The sequence below is a fragment of the Streptomyces ureilyticus genome (genome assembly GCF_011045025.1).
GTDB lineage: Bacteria > Actinomycetota > Actinomycetes > Streptomycetales > Streptomycetaceae > Streptomyces > Streptomyces ureilyticus.
The window spans coordinates 1-21,408 of the sequence record NZ_JAAKZX010000125.1 but is presented as its reverse complement, the minus strand read 5'-3'; the positions used below and the strand labels follow the sequence as shown (position 1 = coordinate 21,408).

Below are 21,408 nucleotides of genomic sequence, written 5' to 3'. Positions count from 1 at the left end.
TCGTGATCGCCTGGTTCCTGGCCCTGCCCGTCGTCGTCGCGGGATTCGTCGCCGTACGCCTTGTGCTGCGGCGCTCGGGCCGCACGGCCCTGTGGTGGATGGTCGCCGCCGACGCCGTGCTCCTGGTGGCCGCCACCGTGGTGCTGGCCCTGGCGCTCAGCGGCGGATCCGCGCAGGCCGCGACCACGACGGCACAGGAGTCCGGCTCCGGATCCGCCGCCCTGATCGGCGCCGCGATCGCGGTGGCCGGGGCGACGATCGGGGCGGGCATCGCCGTCGCCTACACCGGTGCGGCAGCCCTCGCGGCGCTCAGCGAGCGGCCAGAACTCTTCGGCCGGGCGATGGTCATCGTCGGCCTGGCCGAGGGCATCGCCATCTACGGGCTGGTCGTCGCGGTCATCCTCATCGGGAAGGCGTGACCCATGGGCACCGTCGCCGCCATCGGAGAACGGGCCCGTGTGGCCGGTCTGGCCCTGGCCGGAGCGGTTGTCCTCGTCGCCGACGGCCCCGACGACGTACGCCGGATGTGGCGCAGTCTGCCGGACGGCATCGACCTGGTGATTCTCACCCCCGCCGCGGCCGAGGCGCTCGGGTCGGATTCCACCGCCCCTGGGGGCCGCCGCCCACTGACCGCCGTGATGCCGCCATGACGACCCCGGCCCCCGACCAGACGACGGACGCACTGCGGCCCGTCCGGGAAGAGCTGCTGCGGGCCGCTCACGCCGACGCGGAAGCGCTCCTGGCCCGCACCGAGCGGGAAGCCGCAGCCCTGCTCGACCAGGCCCGCGCCGAGGCCCGGGCGATCCTCGACGAGGCCCGGCGGCAAGGCGAGTCCGACGGCGCGGATGCCGCCCGTGACCTCCTCGTCAGGGCCCGGAGTGAGGCCAGGTCCCGCGCCCTCGCCGCCCGCCGGAAGTCGTACGACGAGGTGCGCCTCGAGGCCGCCGAACGCGTACGGGAGTTGCGCGGGACCGATGGCTTCGCGTCCCTGCGGGAGCGGCTGGAGCACCGGGCCCGTGTCCTCCTCGGTGCCGGCGCCGAGGTGAGCGAGCACGCCGACGGGGGCGTGGTGGCCCGGGTGCCGGGGAGGCGGGTCGACCTCTCGCTGACCGCGCTGGCCGACCGCGCGCTGGACTGTATGGGAGCGGAGGTGCGGAGCCTGTGGGAGCCGTGACGGAAGCCGCTGAGACGCGTCGACGGCCGACTGACCGGCAGTCGGCCTCCCCGATCCTGCGCGTCACCGGACCGCTGGTCGAGATGGAGTACACGAGCGGCATCGCGATGTACGACCTGGTCTCGATAGGCCCCGCCGGGCTGCCCGGCGAGGTCGTGGCCATCAGCGGTGGCGTGGTCACCGTCCAGGCGTACGAGTACACCGGCGGCCTCGCTCCGGGGCAGACGGCGCTGCCCCAGGGCCGTCCGCTGTCGGTGCGGCTCGGTCCGGAACTCCTCGGCGGGATCTTCGACGGCCTGCTGCGCCCCCTGTCCGGGGCCGGCGACTGGCTGCTGCCCGGCGCGCATCGGGCCGCGGCCGAGGAACGCACCTGGTCCTTCTCCCCCTTGGTGGCGCAGGGCGAGCAGGTGGCCGAGGGACAGGCGCTCGGGGAGATCCAGGACGCGGGGCCGGTGCCGGTGAACGTCCTCGTGCCGCCCGGCTGCGGGGGCGCGGTCGAGGAGATCGCCGTCGCCGGAGACCATGCGCGCGACGCGGTGGTTGCCGTGGTGGGCGGCACCGAGGTGACGGTCGGCGCCCTGTGGCCGGTGCGCCTGCCGCGCCCGGTGCGGGAGCGCGTCGACAGCCACGAGGCCCTGAACACCGGCCAACGGGTGATCGACCTGCTCTTCCCCGTGGCCCGGGGCAGCACGGTGGCGGTGCCCGGCGGCTTCGGCACCGGCAAGACGGTGCTGCTGCAGCAGATCGCCAAGTGGTGCGACGCGGAGGTCATCGTCTACGTCGGCTGCGGGGAGCGCGGCAACGAGATGGCCGACGTCATCACCGAACTGGCGGAACTCCAGGACCCGCGCACAGGTGGACGCCTCGCGGACCGCACCGTGACGATCGCCAACACCTCCAACATGCCGATGATGGCCCGTGAGGCGAGCGTGTACACGGGGGTGACTGTCGCCGAGTACTTCCGGGACATGGGCCTGGACGTGGTCGTCATCGCCGACTCGACCTCCCGGTGGGCCGAGGCGCTGCGCGAGTTCGCCTCCCGTACCGGCGCGCTGCCCGCCGAGGAGGGTTACCCGGCCGGACTGGCCTCCGCCATCGCGGCCTTCTACGAGCGGGCCGCCGCCGTGACCACTCTCGGCGGCGACCGGGGCTCGGTGACCGTGATCGGCGCGGTGTCCCCGCCGGGCGGGGACATGACCGAACCGGTGACCGCGCACACCGAACGCTTCGTCCGCTGCCTGTGGACCCTCGACCGCGACCTCGCCTACGCCCGCCACTACCCGGCGGTCTCCTGGGCCGGGTCCTTCTCCCGGGACGTCCCGGTCCTGGCCGCCGGGCGCCGGGCGGCCGGAGATCCGGCGTGGAACCGGCGCCGCGACCGGGTGGGAGCGGTGCTGGCGGAGGCCGACCGGCTGGCCGATCTCGTGGATCTGATCGGGATCGCCGCCCTGCCCGCGCGGGAGCGGATCAGCGTGCTCGCGGGGAGGCTGATCCGGGAGGGCGTGCTGCAGCAGAGCGCGCTGTCGGAGCGGGACGCGTTTTGCGGCGCGGAGAAGACGGCCGCGCTGGCCGACGCAGTCCTGGCGGTCGCCGATCGCTGCCGCGAGCTGGTGGACTCCGGTGTCCCGGCGGCCTCGCTCGAGGAGGTCGACTTCGGTCCGCTGCTGCGCGCCCGCGAGGACACCGGCCCGCACGACGCCGCCGGGGTGGCGGCGCGAAGGGACACCATGCTCGCCGGTCTGGGGGCGGTGCGGCCATGAACCCGTCCGGACCCGGATCCATGAGCCTGTCCGGTGGGATCGAGTACACGGCGGTGCGCGAACTGCGGGGACCACTCGCGATCGTCGAAGGTGTCTCGGGGATCGGCTGGGACGAGTACGTGCGCATCACCCTCGCGTCGGGCGAACGGCGCCACGGCGTGGTCCTGGACGCCGACCGGGACCTGGCGGTCGTCCAGGTGCTGGAGGGCACCGCGGGCATGGATCCGGAGGGCGTCCGCGCGGCGTTCTCGGGTAGCCCGCTGCGCGTCCCGGTCGGCACGGACTGGCTCGGCCGGGTCTGCAACGGCCGGGGCGAGCCCCTCGACGGCGGCCCGCCCGTATTCGGCTCCCACGCCGCCGAGGTGGGGGGGCGCTCCCATCAACCCGGTGCGGCGCGAGCCCCCGTCCGAGCCGGTGCTCACCGGTGTCGGGGCCGTCGACGCCCTGACCACGCTGGTACGGGGGCAGAAGCTACCGGTGTTCTCTGTCGCCGGGCTGCCGCACCTGGAACTGGCCGCCCAGATCGCCGCCCAGGCCACCGCCGCGGGTGAGGCGTTCAGCGTCGTCTTCGCGGGCATGGGACTGACCCACGCCGACGCCTCCTTCGTGCGCGACGCCCTGGAGGAACGGTCGGCGGCCGGGGAACTGGTCCTGCTGCTGAACACCGCCGACGACCCGGTGATCGAGCGAATCCTCACCCCGCGGATCGCGCTCACCGTCGCCGAGCACCTCGCCTTCACCGAAGGACGGCATGTCCTCGTGGTGATGACCGACATGACCACGTACGCCGAAGCACTGCGCGAGGTCTCCGCCGCCCGCGGGGAGATCCCCGCCCGCCGCGCCTACCCCGGCTACCTCTACAGCGACCTGGCCTCCCTGTACGAACGCTGCGGACGCATCCGAGGACGCCCCGGCTCGGTCACCGTACTGCCGGTGCTCACCATGCCCGCGGGCGACATCACCCACCCCGTGCCGGACCTGACCGGGTACATCACCGAGGGCCAGATCGTGCTCTCGCCCTCAGTACACGCCAGGGGCGTGTATCCGCCGCTGGACGCCCTGTCCTCCCTCTCCCGGCTGATGCGCAAGGGCGCCGGCCCCGGCCGTACCCGCGACGACCACCTCGACGTCGCGGCGCAACTGCTGGCCGCCCTGGCCCGGGCCCGCCAGATTCGCGATCTCTCGGACCTGGTCGGCCAGGCGGCGCTGAGCCCCACCGACCGCCGCTACCTGGACTTCGAGGAGGCGTTCCTGAGGGACTTCGCCGACCAGCGCAGCGACGAATCTCGCGGCCTCGACGCCTCGCTGGAACGCGGCTGGCGGGCGCTGCTCACCCTGCCCCGCAGCCAGCTCTCCATGCTCCCCGTCTCCCTCCTCGACGCCCACGGGGCGAAGGACGCCCTGGGCACGGAGGCGCCCCGATGACCGGCGCCCACTCTGCGCCGCCCGGTCGTGCGGGACGCCTGCGCCTACGGCACAGCCTCGACGTCGCCGAGCGCGGCGCCGACCTGCTGGAACAGAAGCTGCGCATCCTCCGCTCCGAGCATCAACGGCTGCTGCGCGCGGAGGAGGCAGCCGGGCGGGCCTGGCGGGATCTCCTGTCCGATGCCGAGAGCTGGCTGTTGCGCGGACTGCTCCTGGGCGGGGAACAGGCCCTCGACTCGGCCGCAGCAGGCATCGGCCCCGCCGAGGTCACGTTGAACTGGACCACCTCCATGGGAGTACGCCATCCGGCGGCGGTCTCCACATCCGTACCCTCCCGTCCGCCCACCGCCGCCGCTCCCACCAACACGGCCCTCGTGCACGCCGAGGCGGCCTACGGCCGTGCCGTGCGCGCCGCAGCCGAGTACGCGGCCGCCCACGCCGCCGCCGCGCTGGTAGGAGCGGAGGTCAGCAGCACCCGGCACCGGGTCCGTGCCCTGCGGCGCCACTGGATCCCCCGCCTGCGGGAGGCCCTGGACCGGAGTGGCCTGGCCTTGGAGCAGGCCGAGCACGAGGACAGCGTCCGGCGGCGCTGGGCTGCTCGGCAGTAGCCGACCTGTTGGTTCGTCTCTTGCACCGCACGATGCGGGGTGCCGCACGCTGGTGAAGGCTGGAAGGAGCGCGGCGATACCAGCGCCGGCCGACCCGCGCCGGAGTCAGGACCGGCCGCCAGGTGAGAAGGAGGGTCTGTCGTGGCGAATCCGGTCGTCGTGGGAGTGGACGGCTCGCCGTCGAGCCTGCACGCGGTGGAGGTCGCGGCACACGAGGCCGACCTGCGCAGCGTGGACCTACGGCTCGTGCACGCCTTCGGGTGGCCGTCGATGCACGTACCGCCCGGCGGACCCCCGTGGAATCCGGCCGCGGCGGGGATGCGCGAGCTGGTGGACGGCACACTGGTCGAGGCCGAGCAGCGGGCCCGCAGGGTCTCGCCACACGTGGAGACGACGCGAGAGGTCACCGTCGGTGAGCCGCTGATGGTGCTGGAGATCGAGTCGCGTACCGCCTCGCTCGTCGTGGTCGGCAGCCGCGGACTGGGCGCGTTCGGCAGCATCCTGCTCGGTTCCACCGCCGTACACCTGGCCGCGCACGGCCGCTGCCCGGTGCTGGTGGTGCGCGGCCGGCCGGACCCGAGCGGTCCCGTACTGCTGGCGGTCGATGGCTCACCGGCGGGCGAGGAAGCCGTCGAGTTCGCCTTCGCCGAGGCGTCGCTGCGCGGCGTGGACCTGGTGGCGCTGCACGTGTGGAACACCTGGAGCGAGCGGGCCTACGAGGGTCCTGGTGATCCTCTGAACGTGGTGGTGGACGTCGAGCGGCTCCGCGAGGAGGAGCAGCGGGTGCTGGACGACACGCTGTCTCCGTGGCAGGAACGCCATCCCCGGGTCACCGTGCGGCGGCGCTTGGTCCGCTCCCGGGTCCGCCCGGCCCTGATCGAGGCCAGCCGCGAGACGCAGCTGGTCGTGGCCGGTGCCCGCGGCCGCGGTGGCTTCACGGGACTGATGCTCGGCTCGGTCAGCCAGGCCCTGCTGCACCACGCGCACTGCCCCGTCGTGGTAGTCCGTGGTGGCACCCGAGGGGCTGACAGGGCATGACCCGTCGGTGACGTCTCCATCGGTCCCGGCGCCGCAGCGCTTGCGTGTTTCCAATCCTGGGCCGGGGTGTGACGGGGCCCGGTCAGTAGGTACTGTCCTCGCCAGACTGTCGGCGTACTCGTTAATGAGCTCAGTCAGACGAACCTGGGATGGCGGCGCAGATGTTTGGCTTCAAGACGAAGGCGCGGAAACTGCGGGAGAAGACGCAGGCCGAACTCGACAGTGGTGAGAGGCTGGAGGCGCCTGCGGTAGCTGTGCAGTTGTTCGCGCAGCCAAACAGGTTGTCCGGAACGGCGCAGGCCTGGCGTGGCATCGTTTCGTTCGTGACGGATGACGGCCGTCAGGCCGTCATCGGCAGCGCTCAGGTTCAAGAGGTCAGGGCCGGAGATGACGGCGCGTATACGATCTTGCTTGCTCCGAGCGCACCCTTCACAGCCATCGAAGTCACTCCTGGGGTTCATCATGAGAAGTGGCTGACGATCCAAGACCAGGTATGGCGGCCCCGTTCGCAGCGCGAGCAGTAGGACCAGTCAGTTCGTGCCGCTCGGGCGGCGAGTCCGTCGAGCAGAGCCAGCCCGACCTGATCATCCCCACTGGCAAGCGCAAGGGACGCAACCTCTCCGTCCCCAGCGTCTACCGGGCGCTCGCCGAGCAGGCCAAGCGCGAGGCGTACCCCGAAGCCGTCGAACAGGCCCACGCCGACTTCGCCACCCTCCAGACCCGAGAACTCTCTGGCCCCCGGGCCCGGCCACAGGCCGTACGGTGACCCACTTCAGAGCGTCAAGATCATTTCACCCGGCCGAGCTGGAGACCGAACCCCCGGAACAGCCGGTCGCGAGGGGCTGTTCGGTCCCTGCCGGGGACGTTCGGCCCAACGGTCAGGCCCGCCCGTGACTGGCCAGCGGGCCGTCGCGGGCGGGCGCAAGACCGCATGCCGGGCATGAGCCGCTCGGGGGGCGCAACTGCCCCAACCGCCGTTCCCGCCGGGGGCCGGCATCTCCTGGAAACACGAGGGTCCACCGAAAGAGCGGATCCGCTGCGAACTCGTTGTGCGAGTCACGGCACATTCATGTGCGACTCAGGGCACAGTCACGCGCAGAGGCTCCCGCACCGGGGTGGCTCCGGTGCCAAGCCCCGTCTCCAGCACCGGCATGGTGATGGTCAGGACACCATGCTGGTAGTTCGCCGTGGCCTCGTCGCCCTTCGCCCCGGTCGGCAGCGGAGTGTAGTGGCCGTATACGAACTGCTTCTCGGCGGTCACCACGCTGCGCTGGGCGCGCAGGGTCAGGATGCCTCCCGTGATGGTGATCTCGATGTCCTCGGCGTCGGCTCCCGGAAGCTCGGCCAGCAGCACATACGTCCCGTCGGTCAGGCGCTCTTCCACGTGGATGCCGTGCGTTTCGGGAACGGTGTCCATCACGGGGAAGCCTGCCTCCGCCCAGTCGGTCGGGGCGGACAGCATGGACCGGCCGGGGAGCCGCTCGATCGTGCTGGTCATTTCGTTCACCTCTTCTCCCATACCAGCGTCTTCCACCGGGCACTGTGCGCGCTTGGGCCGACCGGCCCCATCGGGAGGGTCGGGCGGCACCTGCCCTCACCAGGACGGCCGTAGGAGGCTGGAAGGGACGGAAGCCCACGCAGCCGCCGTACGGAGCTGGGAGCCGAGGAGCAGTGTCATGGTCCGTTACGTGTACGACTTCACGGAGGGCGGCCGTGACCTGGCCGGCCTGCTCGGCGGCAAGGGCGCGAACCTCGCCGAGATGACCCGGCTGGGACTGCCCGTCGCGCCGGGTTCATCGTCTCCACCGAGGCGTGCCGGGCCTTCCTGGCCACCGGCGCCGAACCGGAGGGAATGTCCCAGGAGGTCTCCCGGCACCTGTCGGCCATCGAGTCCGACGCCGGACGGCGCCTCGGACAGCCGGACGACCCGCTGCTGGTGTCCGTGCGTTCCGGGGCCCGTTTCTCCATGCCCGGCATGATGGAGACGGTCCTGGACATCGGCCTCAACGACGACTCCGTCATGGGCCTGGCCAAGGTCTCCGGGAACGAACGCTTCGCCTGGGACTCCTACCGGCGCCTCATCCAGATGTACGGCAGCACGGTCATGGGCGTCGACGGGGCACTGTTCGACCGGATGATGACCCGGCTCAAGGAGCTGCGGGGCGCCCCGGACGATCTGCACCTGGACGCCGCCGACCTCGCCGAACTCGTCGAGGCGTACAAGCAGCTCGTCCATGAGGAAACGGGGGACTACGACACGTCCGCGTGGAAGGCGAGGCTCGCGCCGAAGTGGGCGGCGGCCGCGGCGGGGGACGCCGGGGGCACGCGCAGAACAGGGTTCACGGCGGTGGTAGTTGTGGCGTTGCTGCTCGCGCTCTTGGCCGCAGTCGCGGTCTTGGTCTTGGTCACGGTGTGGCCTTCCGTCGAGGTTCGTGCTCAAGAATCTACGGCCGGTGATTCGCCCTTCTGAAGAGGCGATCGACGGTCTCTCCCATGGTCAGCCGGGGATTCCTCTGCTATTCCTCGACCATGACCGCGTATTCCCCGGACGCCACCGACTGGCACATCCTCGAAGTCCTCCAGCGCGAGGGCCGGGCCAGCTTCGCCGAGTTGGCCCGTGCCGTCTCCATGTCCGCGAGCGCGGTCACCGAACGGGTGCGCCGGCTGGAGGAGGCGGGCGTCATCCAGGGGTACGCGGCGGTCGTGGACCCGGAGAGGCTGGGGCTGCCGATCCTCGCCTTTGTGCGGCTGCGGTACCCGACCGCGAACTACAAGCCGTTCCACGATCTCGTCGCCGGGACGCCCGAGATCCTGGAGGCCCACCACGTGACGGGCGACGACTGCTTCGTCATCAAGGTCGCGGTGCGCTCCATGAGCCACCTGGAGGAGGTGTCGGGCAAGCTCGCCACGCTCGGCTCGGTGACCACGAGCGTCGTCTACTCGTCACCGCTGCCCCGACGCCCCATCGGTCACTGATCACGCTGCCGTGCCACCCAGCGGGCCATGGCATCCCGGCCACCGCGCCGCCCGAAGGGGTCACCGAGGAGTCACTGCACGTCACCGCCCCCGCTGCCGTACGACCGACCCCGACCGACCCTTCACCACCTCCAGTTGGGCATGGATACGGCGCCGCAGATCCGGTACGTGACTGACGATGCCAACACTGCGGTCCCGTTCCCTCAACGAATCGAGGACGTCGAGCACCTCGTCGAGCGTCTGGTCGTCGAGGCTGCCGAAGCCCTCGTCGATGAAGAGCGTGTCGAGGCGTACACCGCCCGCCTCGTCGGTGACGACGTCCGCGAGCCCCAGCGCCAGGGCGAGGGAGGCGAAGAAGGTCTCGCCGCCGGAGAGTGTCGCCGTGTCGCGTTCGCGGCCTGTCCAGGCGTCGACGACGTGCAGTCCTAGGCCGCTGCGGCCACGTCCGGCACGATCGTCGGAGTGGACGAGGGTGTACCGGCCGGAGGACATGCGCTGCAGGCGTGCGGTCGCGGCGGCGGCGACCTGTTCCAAGCGCGCGGCCAGAACGTAGGACTCCAGGCGCATCTTGCGTTCGTTGTCCGCGGAGGTCCCCGCGGCGAGGGTGGCGAGGCGGGCCACGCGGTCGTACTCCGCGCGCAGCGGGCCGAGTCGACGCACGGACGCGGTCGCCCGGTGGGTGAGCCGGTCGAGTTCCGTGCAGCGCCGGGCGGCGGCGTCGCGCGCGGATGCGGCCTCGCGGGCCCGGCGGGCGGCGTCGGTGGCCGCCTGTTCCGCCACGGCCAGGTCGGCGGGCGGCTGCTGGGCGGCCTCAGCGGTGTCGGCTTCGGCGAGTACGGCCCGTACGGCCGCCTCCTCCTGTTGCCAGGCGTCGAGCCGCCGTTGGAGGTCGCGGTGGGCCGCGTCGTCGAGGAGTGCGGCTGCCGCGGCCTGCGGCGTGTCGAACCCGGCGCGGAAGGCCGCGTCGGCGAGTCGCGCGTCGGCGTCCTTGAGCCGCTGCGCGGTGTCCGCCGCGAGGCGCGCGGCGTCCGCGGCCTCGGTGAGCTGCGCGGCCTGCCGCTCCAGTTGCGCGGCCCGCGCGGAGACGCTGCCCGCGCCGCCGCGGGCCTGCGCCAACTCCTCCGCCAGCCCAGCCCCTTCGCGGTCGAGGCTCTCCCGGCGCGCGGCGCGTGAGGCGGCGCGCAGCGCGGCTTCCTGGTGGGCGGCGAGCCGGCGTTCGTGCTCGCGCTCAGCTTGTCGCAGGGACTCACCCGCCGTGTGCAGACCGGAGGCGGCGCCGCGCGCTTCGGCGTGTTGCCGCGCCAACTCCTCGGCCTGCTCGGCGAGTTGCGCGGTGGGGGCGTCGCCCGCCTCGGCGGTCGCCGCTGCCAGCGCCTCGCGTACGAGGCCGAGTCGCCGCTCGGCCTCGGCGCGCTGCTCGTCGGCCTCCTGATAGGCGACCAGCGCGGACTCCTCCCCCTGCTGGTCCACGTGCCCGGCGATCTTCCGGGCGGGCGCCGGGTGTTCGGTGCCGCCGCAGACGGCGCAGGGTTCGCCGTCCACGAGGGCGGCGGCGAGTTCCGCGGCGATGCCCTTCAGGCGCTGTTCCTTGAGGTCCAGCCAGTGGGCGCGGGCGTCCGCGGCGCGCTCCCGCGCGGCGAGCACGCGCGCCTGGGCGTCGTCCGTGTCGCCGGCGAGCTGGTCGCGCAGCCGTGCCGCCTCGAGCCGCGCCCGGGCGGGCTCGCGCTGGACGGCGAACTGCTCGGCGCGGGTGGCGGCCTCCTGCGCGGATTCGATGCGGGACTGGAGCCCGGCGCGGTTCGTCTCCCAGGAGGCGAGCCAGCTTTCCGCGTCCTGGAGTACGTCGTCGTCGGCGCGGTCCTGGCGGTCCAACGTCTCGCGCTCGGTGGCGAGTTCGGCCAGTCGGTGCTCGGCTCGGCGCGCCGACTCCAGGCCGCCCAGCTCCTCGGCGGCCTTGCGCGCGGCAGCCGCGAGGCCAGTGGCGCCGGCGTCGGCGAAGGTCTCCGGGAGCAGCGCACGCGCGCGTGTCTCGTCGGCCGCCGCCCGCCGGTGCTCGGCCTCCGCGGCGTCGCGCAGGGACAGCGCGGGCGCCACGGCCTCGGCCTTGCGGGCCCGCTCCATCCGCGCACGGGCCTCCTGGTGCGCCCCGGAGTGCTCCTCCAGGCGCGCGGCCCGCTCCCGCGCCTCGGCGAACCGCCGCTGCAACCGCGCCACTTCGCGTACGTCATCGAGAACGCGATCCGCCTCCGACTGCGCCGACTCGGCGGCTTTCTGCGCGCAGTGCGCCACGGTGAAGCGTTCGCGTGCCGTGCTGCGGGCGATCGCGGCCCAGGACAGTACGGACTCGGCAAGCCCCGGGTCTCCGGGTGCCGCATCGGGCAGCGGCAGCTCCACGATGTCACCGGCGGCCTGCTGCATACGGTGCGCGTCAGCGAGCAGCTCCGCGTCGCCTTCGCGCACTTGGGCCTCCGCAGCGCGCCGCAGCTCGGCCAGGCGCTGTTCGACGGCCGCGAAACGGCGGGTGTCGAAGAGGCGGCCGAGAAGCCTGCCGCGGGCCTCGGCGTCGGCCCGCAGGAAGCGTGCGAAGTCGCCCTGGGGCAGCAGTACGACCTGGCAGAACTGCTCGCGGCTCATGCCGAGCAGCTGGGTGATCTCCTCGCCGATCTCCTGGTGGGAGCGGCTGAGATCCTTCCAGGAGCCCGCCGACACGTCGTACTCGCGCAGCCAGCTCTGGGCCTTGTCGACGGTCGTGCCCGGCCGGTTGCCCTTCTTGGGACGCTCCCAGGGCGGCTGCCGGGTGATCTCCAACCGCCGCCCGGCGACGGTGAGTTCGAGCCGGACCTCGGTACGGGAGCCGGGCGCGGCGTGGTCGCTGCGCAAGGTCATGCCCTGGCCGCTCTGCCGGGCGCCCGGCACCGCCCCGTACAGGGCGTAGCAGACCGCGTCCAGCACCGAGGTCTTGCCCGCGCCGGTCGGGCCGTGCAGCAGGAAGAGCCCGGCGGCCGACAACTCGTCGAAGTCGACCGACTGGGCCCCGCCGAAGGGCCCGAACGCGGTGATGTGCAGCCGGTGCAGCCTCATCGGGCCACCTCGCGGACGGTCTCATCCGCGCGTACGGCGTCGAACGCGTCCCGGAGCACGGACCGTTCGCGCGCGTCGGGCCCCGCTCCGCGCACATGGGCCACGAAGTCCTCCGCGATCTCCTGGTCGCTGCGCCCCGCAAGCCGTCGGGCGTACGAGACGTCCGGGTCGTCCGGGGCCCGCTCGGGATCGAAGACAAGACTGAGCGTGTGCGGGAAGCGCTCGCTGAGCCGTGCCATGGGATCGGCGGGTCGCACCGGGTCGGTGAGGGTCGCCTCGACCCACGCCTCCTCGTGGCGCGCCAGCTCCGGGTCGGCCAGCAGATCCTCCAACTCCCCCCGGATACGGGCGAGAGCGCGCGGTACGGGACAGTCGATCCGCTCGGCGGCGAGCGAACCATCCGCCCCCAGGTCGACGAGCCACATGCTCTTGCGGTGCTCGGCCTCCGAGAAGGAGTACGGCAACGGAGAGCCCGAGTAGCGCACGCGCTCGGTGATGGTCTGGCTGCCGTGCAGATGGCCGAGCGCCACGTAGTCGACCCCGTCGAAGACCCCGGCCGGTACGGCGGCGACCCCGCCCACCGTGATGTCCCGCTCGCTGTCGCTGGCCTCGCCCCCGGTGACGAAGGCATGCGCGAGGACGACGGAACGGGTGCCCCGCGCGCGTGTGGCGAGGTCCGCGCGAACGCGCTCCATCGCTGCCGCGAGCACCGCCTCATGACCGGGCTTCTCCACCCCGAACTCGTCCTTCACCAGGGCGGGTTCGAGATACGGCAGCCCGTAGAACGCCACCTCGCCGTGGTCGTCGGCCAGCACCACGGGCGTACCGCACGCCGCGGGCTCGGTCCGCAGATGGATGCCCGCGCGGTCGATCAGGCCGGCCCCCACGCCCAGTCGGCGCGCCGAGTCATGGTTCCCGGAGATCATCACCGTCGGCACGCCGAGGTCGGCCAGCCGGTGCAGGGCGTCGTCGAAGAGCTCGACCGCGGCCAGCGGCGGGACCGCCCGGTCGTACACATCCCCCGACACGACCACCGCGTCCACCCCGCGCTCGCGCACGGTCGTGACCAGGTGGCCTATGAACTCGGCCTGGGCGCCGAGCATGTTGACCCGGTGGAACGCCCGGCCGAGATGCCAGTCGGAAGTGTGCAGCAGCCTCATGATCCCCGAGACTAACGGCCGGGTCGGACATCACGGGCGGCTACTGCCGTATCGGCCCCTTCTGAAGACCACGGTGCCGTCCCCATAGGCGTTCCGTATCAGGCGTACGTATCAGGCGTCCCCGTACGCCTCTCCCCCCAGCTCGAACCCCGCCGCCCCCGCCGTGGCATCGGCCAGCCACGCCCGGAACGCCACCACGTCCGCGTCCGGGAGGGCGATCTCCAGGGTGACGGCCTCTCCGTAGCGGACGTCGCGTATCTCACGCCCCGTCGACCGCAGGTCGTTCTGCACCTTGCCGGCCCGCTGGTGGTCGACGGTGACGGTGGCGAGACGGAAGCGTCTACGTGTGATCGTGCCGAGGGTGTCGAGGGCCTCGCCCACCGCTCCCCCGTACGCCCGGATGAGGCCGCCCGCGCCGAGCTTGACGCCGCCGTAGTAGCGGGTGACGACAGCGACGACGTACCGCAGGTCGCGGCGCAGCAGCATCTGGAGCATCGGGACGCCGGCCGTGCCGCCCGGTTCGCCGTCGTCGCTCGCCTTCTGTACGGAGGCGTCGGCGCCGATGACGTACGCGTAGCAGTTGTGCGTGGCGTCCGCGTGCTCCTTGCGGACGGCCGCGATGAACTCCTGGGCCTCCTGTTCGGTGGCCGCCGGGGCGAGCGCGCACAGGAAGCGGGAGCGGTTGACTTCGGTCTCGTGCACGCCTGCGCGGGCCACCGTGCGGTACTCGTCCTGCATCGGGCCAGCGTATGCGCCGCACGTGAAGGGGCCGCACTCGAAAACGTTCCGTACGCGCGCGTGCGTCGTGTCGAGCCGCCCGCTGCGAACGTCAGCCCTTCTTGTCCCGCATTTCCTTGTCAGGCTTCTTCTTGCCTCTCGGAACGATCATGTCGGTGAGCAGGGCCATGCCGGGGCCGAGGGAGCGCCAGGTGTCGCCGTACCAGGTGAGGACCGCGATCGCCGACGTCGGGAACTTCGTGCGGACCTCGTCCAGCGCGTCGTCGAGGCTGTCCCCGGCCAGGGTGAGCACCAGTTCCTCGAGCCCGGGGTTGTGCCCGATCAGCAGCAACGTCCTGACCTCGTCAGGCACTTCGTGCACCGTTGCCAGCAACTCGGGTACGTCGGCCCCGTACAGCCCCCGATCGTGGCGTACGGGAGGAGGTGTGGCCCATTCGGCCGCGGCGAGTTCCCAGGTCTGGCGGGCGCGTACGGCGGTGGAGCACAGCGCGAGGTCGGGCCGCAGGTCGGCGGCGACGAGGGCGCGGCCGACGGCCGGGGCGTCACGGCGGCCACGCGGCGCGAGCGGCCGTTTGTGGTCGGCGACACCGTCCGGCCAGGCCGACTTGGCGTGCCGCAGGACGACCAGGCGGCGTCTCGGGGGCGCTCCGGCGGGCCCGTTCATGACGGGGTCCCGCGGCCGATGTCACGGGTGAGTTCGAGGCCGAGGAGACGGTCGGCGTAGGCGTACGTCTCGAAGCGGGCACCGTCGGGAACGGTCTGGGACGTCGCCACTCGGCGCAGTACGTCGAGTACGGCGGGCACGTCCAGGTCGTCCTCCCAGGCGGCGCGCAGCTGCTGGCGTACGGGATCGGGGATGGGACCGGACGGATGCGTGGCCCAGGTGGCGACGGCTCCCCGCCAGTGGCTGAGGACCTTCTCGGCGTCGGCCAGCGCGGCCGGGCCGAGCCGGAGGGGTTCGCTGCGGGGCCGCGCGAGCAGGGCGAGGCGCAGGGCCGAGGGGTCGCTCTCCACGCTCCCCTCATGCACCGGGCCGCTGTCGTCGTCGGCCGGGATCTCGTCGTGCACGGGGGCGACCTCGACGCGTACGCCGTCCGGCGTCTCGTCGTCCTCGCCGTCGCCCGGTCCTTCCGGAGCCGCGACAACACGGAGCACCTGTGCCTCGCCCAGCGCCGGTTCGCCGGCCCGGTGGTCCTCGAACGGCCGGATGCCGAGGACCGAGGCACGTTCCCGGAGTTCCGCGTGCCCTTCCGGGGCGGTCAGCACCGTCCATACGGGCGTCCCGTTGAGTTCCAGGGCGCGTACGAGGACGTCGGCGACCAGGAGTACCCGCAGGCCGGTGGTGTCGGCGCGCGGTACATGGGCCTCGACGCGGGTCAGGCCCCTGCGGGCGGGGGCGGCGTCGGCGGGCTTGCCGGTTCGGGCGTCGGTGATACGGAGCACGGGGTGAGCGTAGGCCCGTGGGCGGCCGGGCGCAGGGGGACGCGCGTCATTCGGAAGCCGGGCGGTGGCGGAGGCGGCCGCACGCGGTCGATCCGTGCCGCACCGGGTCGGCGGCAGCTCAGGAGAGTGTGTCCGATATGCGGCACCATGGTGCTGTGGCGGCGGGGCTCGAACAGCCGGCGCCCACCGGCATCTCGGCGGACGAAGGGGTTCGGGCGTGCGGGAGTTGACGGTCATCGAGGCACCCTCTGTGCTCGGGCTGCGGCCATCCGGGGTGCAGGATCTGCCGGAGGCACTGCGCGAGGCCGGGCTGCTCGACCGCCTCGGGGCCGCGGAGGGCGGGTGGGTCGAGTCGGCGGCGTACGACCCGAAGCTGGACCCCGGCACCGGGATGCTCAACCCGGTCGGCATCGCGCGGTACTCCGTCGAGCTGGCCGACGCCGTGGGCCGCGTACTGGACCAGGGCGGCTTCCCCGTGGTCCTCGGCGGCGACTGCGGCATCCTGCTCGGCAATCTCCTCGCCCTGCGCCGCCGGGGGCGTTACGGCCTGCTGTTCCTCGACGGCCACACCGACTTCTACCAGCCCTCCGCGGAGCCGACGGGCGAGGTGGCCTCGATGGAACTCGCCCTGGTCACTGGACGCGGGCCCAGCCTGCTGACCGACCTGGAAGGCCGTGGTCCGCTGCTGAGGGACGAGGACGTCGTCGCCCTCGGCTTCCGCGACACCGAGGAGTCCACCGCGGCCGGGATGCAGCCGCTGCCGCCGGGACTGCACGCGCTGGACCTCGACGCGGTACGGGCTGTCGGGGCTGACACCGCCGCGCGTCAGGCGGTTGAACGGCTCAGCGGGGGCGGGAGCGGCGGGTACTGGGTCCATCTCGACGTCGACGTACTGGACGACGCCGTGATGCCCGCGGTCGACTACCGCATCCCCGGCGGACTGACCTGGCCGGAACTCGAGAGCGTGCTGCGGACCGCGCTGGCCGGCGAACGAGCCGTCGGCCTCGACGTCACGATCTTCAACCCCCGTCTCGACCCCGACGGCAGCATCGCCGCCCGACTCACCGAGTGCCTCTGCCGTGGGCTGTCGGCGCGCCGCACCGATCAGTGAAACCTGCCGTCAGCCGGCGGCCTTCTCCCAGACCGAGACATGCTTGCGGCTCTCGCTGGTGAACGGCGCCCGGTCCCAGTCCTCCCAGCGGTCGCGCAGCCGCAGCCCGGCGAGCCGGGCCATCAGATCCAGCTCCGACGGCCACACGTACCGGAACGGGTAGTACGCATGCTCGGCGTGCCCGTCGACGATCGTGACGTAGTTCGAGCTCATCGCCTGGGTGGCGATGTCGTAGATGTCGAACGCCCACTGGGTGCGGCTGATGTGGAACGGCACGGCGCTCTGGCCTGGCGGCAGCCGGCGCAGCTCCGGCACCCCGACCTCGATGACGAAGCAGCCGCCGGGCCGCAGATGGGCGGCGGCGTTCTCGAAGCAGGCCACCTGGGCGTCCTGCGTCGTCAGATTGTTGATGGTGTTGAAGACGAGGTAGGCGACCGCGAACGTGCCCTCCACGCGTGTGGTGGCGAAGTCGCCGATCGTCACCCCGACGGTGTCGCCGCCGGGCTTGGCGCGCAGCCGGTCCACCATGGCCCGCGACATGTCGATGCCATGGACCGAGATTCCGCGCCGGGCCAGCGGCAGTGCGAGCCGGCCGGTGCCGACGCCGAGTTCGAGCGCCCGGCCGTCGCCGGCGAGCCCGGCCAGCAGGTCGACCGCCGGATCCACCGCCTCCGGGCGGAACATCTCGGCCGCCGACTCGTCGTAGCCGGCCGCCACTTTCTCCCCGAAGTAGCCGTCCTCATCATGCATTTGGGGAAGGTATCGCTCGCGGCCCGTCCGACGCCCGCGATTTTTCAGCCCTGGGGCAGGGTCGCGCGCCGCTCGGTGCTCGGCGAAAACCCCGTCTGACCCATACGTATCGGCCTCGGCGTTTCGGCCATTTTCCCGCTCAGGGCCGACCGCATGCCCCAAGGGTGGATGCACCCCGCACCTGACGCTTTCCGTGCTCCCGTACGGAATCGACACCGTCTCAAACACGTGTGTTCGATACACCTCCCGCGTCGTTGACTCCATGGGCGTTCGCCCGCGCCGATCCGTTCACAACGACCTGGCAGGAGAGTCCAGTTGACCTCAGCCGACACCCAGGACACGCAAGGCGTCACTCCGCCGCCTCCGCCGCCCGCCGAGATCACCTACACAGGCCAGTACTCCATCAACCCGCTCGGCGAGGTCTCCTTCCGCAAGCTCTGTGGGCAGCTGCCCTCCGTGCTGCGCCGCATCGCCAGGATGTCGTGGGACGTCGACCGACGGGCCGTCGTCCTCCTGCTGGTCTGCCAGTTGGTCACCGGCGTGGCCGCCGCGGTGCTGCTGGCCGCGATGGCCGGGGCCATGCGCCCCGTCCTCGGCGGCGGTTCCGTCGCCGACCGGCTGCACGCGGCTCTGCCTGCCCTCCTTGTCGTGGCGGGTGCGAGCGCGCTCACACGCGGTTCGGCTGCCGTGTCCACGTACGCCGAGCGTCGCATCACCCCCAGGCTGACGACCGTGACGGACACCGCGCTGGTCGAAGCGGTCTGCCGGGTGGAGGCGGCGGCCTATGCCGTGGACGGATTCGCGGACCGGCAGGAAGCGGCGGAGATGGGAGTGATCCGTACCCACGTCATGGTCTCCGACGCCCAGCGCTTCATGTCGGCCCTGGTCAGGATGGTCACGGCGAGCGGCGTCCTGTCGGTCCTGAACCCCCTGATGCTGCCCCTGCTCCTGCTCGCCGTGCTCCCGGCCGGCGTCGGCGCGGTGCTGAGCGCCCGGGTCGACTACGAGATCCATTACGCCAACGTCGCCGACCGCAACGTCAGGGGCATGATGCGGTGGTGGTCGACGACGCCGAAGTACGCCGACGAGGTCCGCGCCAACGGGATGACGGACTACCTGCTGTACTGGTACCGGTCCCTGTCGGAGCGGGTCGACGGGCGCACGCTGACCGCCGCTCCCCGGACGCTGCGGATCGCCTTGGTGTCATCGGTGGTCGGCGGGGTGTTCCTGGTCGCCACCTGGGCGGTTCTCGCCTGGCTCGCCGTGACCGGACGGGTCGCGCTCGCCCTCGCCGCGACGGCTGTCGTCGCGGTCCAGACGACGCTGGCGGCGCTGTCCCAGGTGATCATCAACGGAGCCGCCGTGTTCCACACCAGCCTGTACCTGAGCGATATGCAGGCCTTCCTCGACGACGCCGAGGCGCGGGCGCCGGACCGCGGTGAATTCACCGTGAGCGCGCCCGTGGAGGAGATCCGGCTGGACGAGGTCACGTACCAGTACCCGGGGAAGGACAAGCCGGCCGTCGACCGTGTCTCCCTGACCCTGCGGCGCGGGGAGATCCTCGCCGTCGTCGGCGTGAACGGTTCCGGCAAGAGCACGCTGACCCGCCTGATCACCGGGATCTACCTCGCGGACAAGGGCCGCGTGACCTGGAACGGCTCGGACCTCGCCCGCATCGCCGAGGCCACGGTCTGGAGCCGCACCGGTCTGGTCCCGCAGATCTTCGCCCAGTGGCCGCTGCGGGTGCGGGAGAACGTGACGCTGGGCCAGCCGCGGACCTTCGACGACGGAGAGGTGTGGCAGGCGCTCGACGCGGTCGGCATGCGCGAAGCCGTCGAGGATCTGCCCCATGGCCTCGATACGCTCCTCGCCCGCGAGGTGTTCGGCGGGGCCGAACTGTCCGGAGGACAGTGGCAGCGGCTGGCCTGCTCACGGGCTCTGTACCGGCGCCCGTCCCTGTTGATCCTCGACGAGCCGACCTCGCAGATGGATCCCCGCGGCGAGCACGCGATCTTCGAGGAGATCAAGGCCATCGCCGGCGACCGCATCACGATCGTCGTCACCCACCGGCTCGAGAACACGAAGGTCGCCGACCACATCGTGGTGATGGACCAGGGCCGCATCACCGAACAGGGCGGATACGACGAACTCGTCCATGCGGGCGGCACCTTCGCCGAACTCCTCGCACTCTCCCAGGACCGATAGCGCCCTCGGCATGTAGTGCCCTCGACATGACGTCCGGGCTCCGCGATTCCATGAGCGATGAAGACAGTTCGTCAGCAGTGGATCAGCGAATCCGCGGCTTCCTCGGACCGACCGGGAATGACTACGAGCAACAGCGGTCGGTTGTACGGCACTTCTCTCAGCCTGCGGGTCACCGGTTCGACGCGATGGTCCGACGTGACGGTTCGGCGGTGGCGGCGAGCAGGGCGGCGTCGTCGTCGACCCGGTCGGGGGTGTTCAGCAGCTCCAGGGCCCGTTCGGTGATCTGCTGGGGGTCGGTGCGGGCGGCGGCGGGCAGCGCGTCGCAGGTCTGGCGCAGGGCCGCCAGGCCGTCGTCCAGGGACAGCGCCCGGTTCTCCACCAGGCCGTCGGTGTACAGCAGCAGGCTGGTGCCGGGCGGGAACGCCACCTCACGGTCGCCCGGGATGCTGCCCAGTCCCAGCGGCAGCGCCGGGGGCAGCTCCAGGTAGGCGGTGTCGGCGGCTACCAGCAGGGGCGGCAGGTGCCCGCTGGCGGCGTAGCGCAGGCGGTGCCGGTGGGGGTCGTAGACCGCGTACAGGCAGGTGGCGAAGCGGTCGGTGGCGAGCGACCGCAGGTAGGCGTCCAGCCTGGTCAGCACCTGGGCGGGGCCGGCGCCCTCCATCGCGAGGCTGTGCAGGGCGGAGCGGAGTTGGCCCATCACGGTGGCGGCTTCCACGTCGTGGCCCATGACGTCGCCGATGGCCAGCCCCACGGCGCCGTCGGGCAGGGCGAGCACGTCGTACCAGTCGCCGCCGACCTCGGCGCCGCGGTTGCTGGCCCGGTAGTGGGTGGCCAGGCGCACACCGGGTACCTGGGGCAGGTGGTGGGGCAGCAGGGCGCGCTGCAGGGTCAGGGCGAGGCGGCGCTCGTTGTGGTACCGGGTGGCGTTGTCGTAGGCCAGGGCCAGGCGGTGGGCGAGGTTCTCCAGATACTTGTGTTCGACCGCGGAGTACTCGCCGGTGTGCCGGACCAGTACCAGGGCCCCCAGCGTCTGGTCGTGGGCGTGCAGCGGCAGGGCCAGCACGGCGGCGGGCGCCGGGTGCGGGTCGGCTGGGGCCGGGTGCGGGTCGGCTGGGACTGGGTACGAGCCGGCTGGGGCTGGGTACGAGCCGGCTGGGGCTGGGGCGGTGCCGTCGATCGTGTGGGTGGCGGCGGTGGTCAGGGCCTCGCGGTCAAGGAGGGGAGCGCCGGCGATGTACGCCGGGGACGACTGCGCCGGAGCGGGCGCCGCGGCGGTGAGGTGGATGCTGATCTGGTCGGCGAAGTCGGGCAGCAGGATCTGGCCGGCGGTCTGCAGTATCTGGTCCGGGTCGAGGGTGTCGGCCAGCCGCAGGCCCGCTTCGGCCAGGGAGGCCAGCATGGCCAGCTGGTTGCGGGTCTCGGTCAGGACCTGCTCGCGCAGCCGGGACAGTTCCAACCCGGTGCGGACGCGCGCCAGCAGCTGGCGCGCGGAGAAGGGTTTGGCCAGGTAGTCGTCGGCGCCGGCGTGCCGACCCTGCACGGATTCCTCCTCGCCTGCACGGGCGGTGAGCAGGACGATGGGCAGGCGGGCGGTGCGCGGGTCGGCGCGCAGTGCCCGGACCAGCTCGAAGCCGTCCATGCGGGGCATCATCACGTCGCTGAGCACCAGTTCCACCGGCTGCGCCAGGGCCACCTCCACGGCGGCCCGGCCGTCGGCAGCGAGCAGCACGTCGTAGTCGGGCTGCAGGAGCTGGGTGAGGTAGGCGCGCATGTCGGCGTTGTCGTCGACGACCAGCAGGCGGGCCCGGTGGGCGCGTGCAGCGCCGCACCCGAGGGCTTCGCCGTCACCGCCTCCACGGACGTCGTCCCGGTCGCCGCCTTCGAGAACGACGAGAAGAAGCTGTACGGCGTTCAGTACCACCCGGAGGTCATGCACACC

Annotated in this window: 21 protein-coding genes and 3 pseudogenes; 15 read left to right on the top strand and 9 right to left on the bottom strand. The window is 72.3% G+C overall.

The genetic code is table 11. From position 1 onward, the window contains the following. The first annotated feature begins 2 nt into the window (after nucleotides 1-2). From G6048_RS30955 to G6048_RS30915, 10 genes and pseudogenes are all read left to right on the top strand, one after another. Nucleotides 3-419 carry an ATP synthase subunit C gene (locus tag G6048_RS30955; RefSeq protein ID WP_165342913.1) on the top strand — a complete coding sequence of 139 codons (417 nt, stop codon included), beginning with the start codon at nucleotides 3-5 and terminating at the stop codon, nucleotides 417-419. A 3-nt stretch (nucleotides 420-422) separates the two neighbouring features. Further along, nucleotides 423-650 (top strand): hypothetical protein, encoded by a 228-nt coding sequence (locus G6048_RS30950; RefSeq protein WP_165342912.1) that lies wholly within the window; start codon nucleotides 423-425, stop codon nucleotides 648-650. Continuing rightward, a complete protein-coding gene (locus G6048_RS30945; protein WP_165342896.1) occupies nucleotides 647-1,174 on the top strand; it encodes a hypothetical protein in 528 nt (175 codons plus the stop codon). The genes G6048_RS30950 and G6048_RS30945 overlap by 4 nt, the downstream gene beginning before the upstream one ends. Further along, nucleotides 1,171-2,934, top strand: a complete 1,764-nt coding sequence (locus G6048_RS30940; RefSeq protein WP_328827450.1) for a V-type ATP synthase subunit A — start codon at nucleotides 1,171-1,173, stop codon at nucleotides 2,932-2,934. The genes G6048_RS30945 and G6048_RS30940 overlap by 4 nt, the downstream gene beginning before the upstream one ends. Beyond that, nucleotides 2,931-3,110 (top strand): annotated as a pseudogene (locus tag G6048_RS51100) (hypothetical protein); the annotation flags it as partial. The gene G6048_RS30940 and the pseudogene G6048_RS51100, both read left to right, overlap by 4 nt. Before the next feature lie 211 nt (nucleotides 3,111-3,321). Next, entirely contained in the window at nucleotides 3,322-4,359 is a 1,038-nt protein-coding gene (locus G6048_RS30935) for a V-type ATP synthase subunit B (RefSeq protein WP_328827448.1), read from the top strand. Beyond that, nucleotides 4,356-4,967, top strand: a complete 612-nt coding sequence (locus G6048_RS30930; protein WP_165342910.1) for a V-type ATP synthase subunit D — start codon at nucleotides 4,356-4,358, stop codon at nucleotides 4,965-4,967. The genes G6048_RS30935 and G6048_RS30930 overlap by 4 nt, the downstream gene beginning before the upstream one ends. A 141-nt stretch (nucleotides 4,968-5,108) precedes the next feature. Next, nucleotides 5,109-6,005, top strand: coding sequence for a universal stress protein (locus G6048_RS30925; protein ID WP_165342909.1), 897 nt, complete (start codon nucleotides 5,109-5,111; stop codon nucleotides 6,003-6,005). A gap of 149 nt (nucleotides 6,006-6,154) precedes the next feature. Beyond that, nucleotides 6,155-6,529, top strand: coding sequence for a hypothetical protein (locus G6048_RS30920; RefSeq protein ID WP_165342908.1), 375 nt, complete (start codon nucleotides 6,155-6,157; stop codon nucleotides 6,527-6,529). Then, nucleotides 6,499-6,771: a hypothetical protein gene (locus G6048_RS30915; protein WP_235990534.1), complete on the top strand. Its 273-nt coding sequence runs from the start codon at nucleotides 6,499-6,501 to the stop codon at nucleotides 6,769-6,771. The genes G6048_RS30920 and G6048_RS30915 overlap by 31 nt, the downstream gene beginning before the upstream one ends. A gap of 312 nt (nucleotides 6,772-7,083) precedes the next feature. Here G6048_RS30915 and G6048_RS30910 read toward each other — a convergent pair whose 3' ends face one another. Next, nucleotides 7,084-7,503 carry an Hsp20/alpha crystallin family protein gene (locus G6048_RS30910; RefSeq protein WP_165342907.1) on the bottom strand — a complete coding sequence of 140 codons (420 nt, stop codon included), beginning with the start codon at nucleotides 7,501-7,503 and terminating at the stop codon, nucleotides 7,084-7,086. 178 nt (nucleotides 7,504-7,681) lie between these two features. Between G6048_RS30910 and G6048_RS30905 the strand changes: the two are divergent. Next, nucleotides 7,682-8,256, top strand: a pseudogene (locus tag G6048_RS30905) (PEP/pyruvate-binding domain-containing protein); the annotation flags it as partial. A 2-nt stretch (nucleotides 8,257-8,258) separates the two neighbouring features. Here G6048_RS30905 and G6048_RS50090 read toward each other — a convergent pair. Further along, nucleotides 8,259-8,414: pseudogene (locus tag G6048_RS50090) on the bottom strand (rhodanese-like domain-containing protein); the annotation flags it as partial. Between the two features lie 120 nt (nucleotides 8,415-8,534). On the opposite strand from G6048_RS50090, the gene G6048_RS30895 reads away from it, so the two are divergent. Further along, on the top strand, nucleotides 8,535-8,981 hold the full coding sequence (locus G6048_RS30895; protein ID WP_165342906.1) for an Lrp/AsnC family transcriptional regulator: 447 nt from the start codon (nucleotides 8,535-8,537) through the stop codon (nucleotides 8,979-8,981). 81 nt (nucleotides 8,982-9,062) lie between these two features. Here the strand turns inward: G6048_RS30895 and G6048_RS30890 are convergent, their stop codons facing one another. The 5 genes from G6048_RS30890 to G6048_RS30870 all read right to left on the bottom strand — a co-directional run bounded on the left by G6048_RS30890 (nucleotide 9,063) and on the right by G6048_RS30870 (nucleotide 15,403). Beyond that, nucleotides 9,063-12,062, bottom strand: a complete 3,000-nt coding sequence (locus tag G6048_RS30890; RefSeq protein ID WP_165342905.1) for an AAA family ATPase — start codon at nucleotides 12,060-12,062, stop codon at nucleotides 9,063-9,065. Next, complete coding sequence (locus G6048_RS30885; RefSeq protein WP_165342904.1) at nucleotides 12,059-13,222, bottom strand: exonuclease SbcCD subunit D; 1,164 nt, start codon at nucleotides 13,220-13,222, stop codon at nucleotides 12,059-12,061. Before G6048_RS30885 ends, G6048_RS30890 begins: the two co-directional genes overlap by 4 nt. Nucleotides 13,223-13,333: 111 nt before the next feature. After that, nucleotides 13,334-13,960 (bottom strand): YigZ family protein, encoded by a 627-nt coding sequence (locus G6048_RS30880; RefSeq protein WP_165342903.1) that lies wholly within the window; start codon nucleotides 13,958-13,960, stop codon nucleotides 13,334-13,336. A 91-nt stretch (nucleotides 13,961-14,051) separates the two neighbouring features. Further along, nucleotides 14,052-14,624, bottom strand: a complete 573-nt coding sequence (locus G6048_RS30875) for a SixA phosphatase family protein (protein WP_165342902.1) — start codon at nucleotides 14,622-14,624, stop codon at nucleotides 14,052-14,054. Then, the gene (locus tag G6048_RS30870; RefSeq protein ID WP_165342901.1) at nucleotides 14,621-15,403 is read right to left on the bottom strand and encodes a hypothetical protein; all 783 of its coding nucleotides are present in this window, start codon (nucleotides 15,401-15,403) and stop codon (nucleotides 14,621-14,623) included. The genes G6048_RS30875 and G6048_RS30870 overlap by 4 nt, the downstream gene beginning before the upstream one ends. A 217-nt stretch (nucleotides 15,404-15,620) precedes the next feature. On the opposite strand from G6048_RS30870, the gene G6048_RS30865 reads away from it, so the two are divergent. Continuing rightward, a complete protein-coding gene (locus G6048_RS30865) occupies nucleotides 15,621-16,514 on the top strand; it encodes an arginase family protein (protein WP_165342900.1) in 894 nt (297 codons plus the stop codon). 9 nt (nucleotides 16,515-16,523) lie between these two features. Here G6048_RS30865 and G6048_RS30860 read toward each other — a convergent pair whose 3' ends face one another. Continuing rightward, nucleotides 16,524-17,264, bottom strand: coding sequence for a class I SAM-dependent DNA methyltransferase (locus G6048_RS30860; RefSeq protein WP_165342899.1), 741 nt, complete (start codon nucleotides 17,262-17,264; stop codon nucleotides 16,524-16,526). Nucleotides 17,265-17,579: 315 nt separating this feature from the next. Between G6048_RS30860 and G6048_RS30855 the strand changes: the two genes are divergently transcribed. Then, a complete protein-coding gene (locus G6048_RS30855; RefSeq protein WP_165342898.1) occupies nucleotides 17,580-19,469 on the top strand; it encodes an ATP-binding cassette domain-containing protein in 1,890 nt (629 codons plus the stop codon). A gap of 169 nt (nucleotides 19,470-19,638) precedes the next feature. Here G6048_RS30855 and G6048_RS30850 read toward each other — a convergent pair whose 3' ends face one another. Next, the gene (locus G6048_RS30850) at nucleotides 19,639-21,264 is read right to left on the bottom strand and encodes a SpoIIE family protein phosphatase (RefSeq protein ID WP_408056190.1); all 1,626 of its coding nucleotides are present in this window, start codon (nucleotides 21,262-21,264) and stop codon (nucleotides 19,639-19,641) included. On the opposite strand from G6048_RS30850, the gene G6048_RS30845 reads away from it, so the two are divergent. Then, a partial coding sequence (locus G6048_RS30845; RefSeq protein ID WP_235990538.1) for a glutamine amidotransferase-related protein occupies nucleotides 21,220-21,408 on the top strand: 189 nt, incomplete at its 3' end. The genes G6048_RS30850 and G6048_RS30845 overlap by 45 nt on opposite strands.

Coding starts and splice junctions, on each gene's coding strand:
- G6048_RS30930 (WP_165342910.1), top strand. CDS start 4,356: ATGACCGGCGCCCACTCTGCGCCGCCCGGTCGTGCGGGACGCCTGCGC.
- G6048_RS30895 (WP_165342906.1), top strand. CDS start 8,535: ATGACCGCGTATTCCCCGGACGCCACCGACTGGCACATCCTCGAAGTC.
- G6048_RS30920 (WP_165342908.1), top strand. CDS start 6,155: ATGGCGGCGCAGATGTTTGGCTTCAAGACGAAGGCGCGGAAACTGCGG.
- G6048_RS30945 (WP_165342896.1), top strand. CDS start 647: ATGACGACCCCGGCCCCCGACCAGACGACGGACGCACTGCGGCCCGTC.
- G6048_RS30915 (WP_235990534.1), top strand. CDS start 6,499: ATGGCGGCCCCGTTCGCAGCGCGAGCAGTAGGACCAGTCAGTTCGTGC.
- G6048_RS30950 (WP_165342912.1), top strand. CDS start 423: ATGGGCACCGTCGCCGCCATCGGAGAACGGGCCCGTGTGGCCGGTCTG.
- G6048_RS30890 (WP_165342905.1), bottom strand. CDS start 12,062: ATGAGGCTGCACCGGCTGCACATCACCGCGTTCGGGCCCTTCGGCGGG.
- G6048_RS30860 (WP_165342899.1), bottom strand. CDS start 17,264: ATGCATGATGAGGACGGCTACTTCGGGGAGAAAGTGGCGGCCGGCTAC.
- G6048_RS30880 (WP_165342903.1), bottom strand. CDS start 13,960: ATGCAGGACGAGTACCGCACGGTGGCCCGCGCAGGCGTGCACGAGACC.
- G6048_RS30910 (WP_165342907.1), bottom strand. CDS start 7,503: ATGACCAGCACGATCGAGCGGCTCCCCGGCCGGTCCATGCTGTCCGCC.
- G6048_RS30885 (WP_165342904.1), bottom strand. CDS start 13,222: ATGAGGCTGCTGCACACTTCCGACTGGCATCTCGGCCGGGCGTTCCAC.
- G6048_RS30875 (WP_165342902.1), bottom strand. CDS start 14,624: ATGAACGGGCCCGCCGGAGCGCCCCCGAGACGCCGCCTGGTCGTCCTG.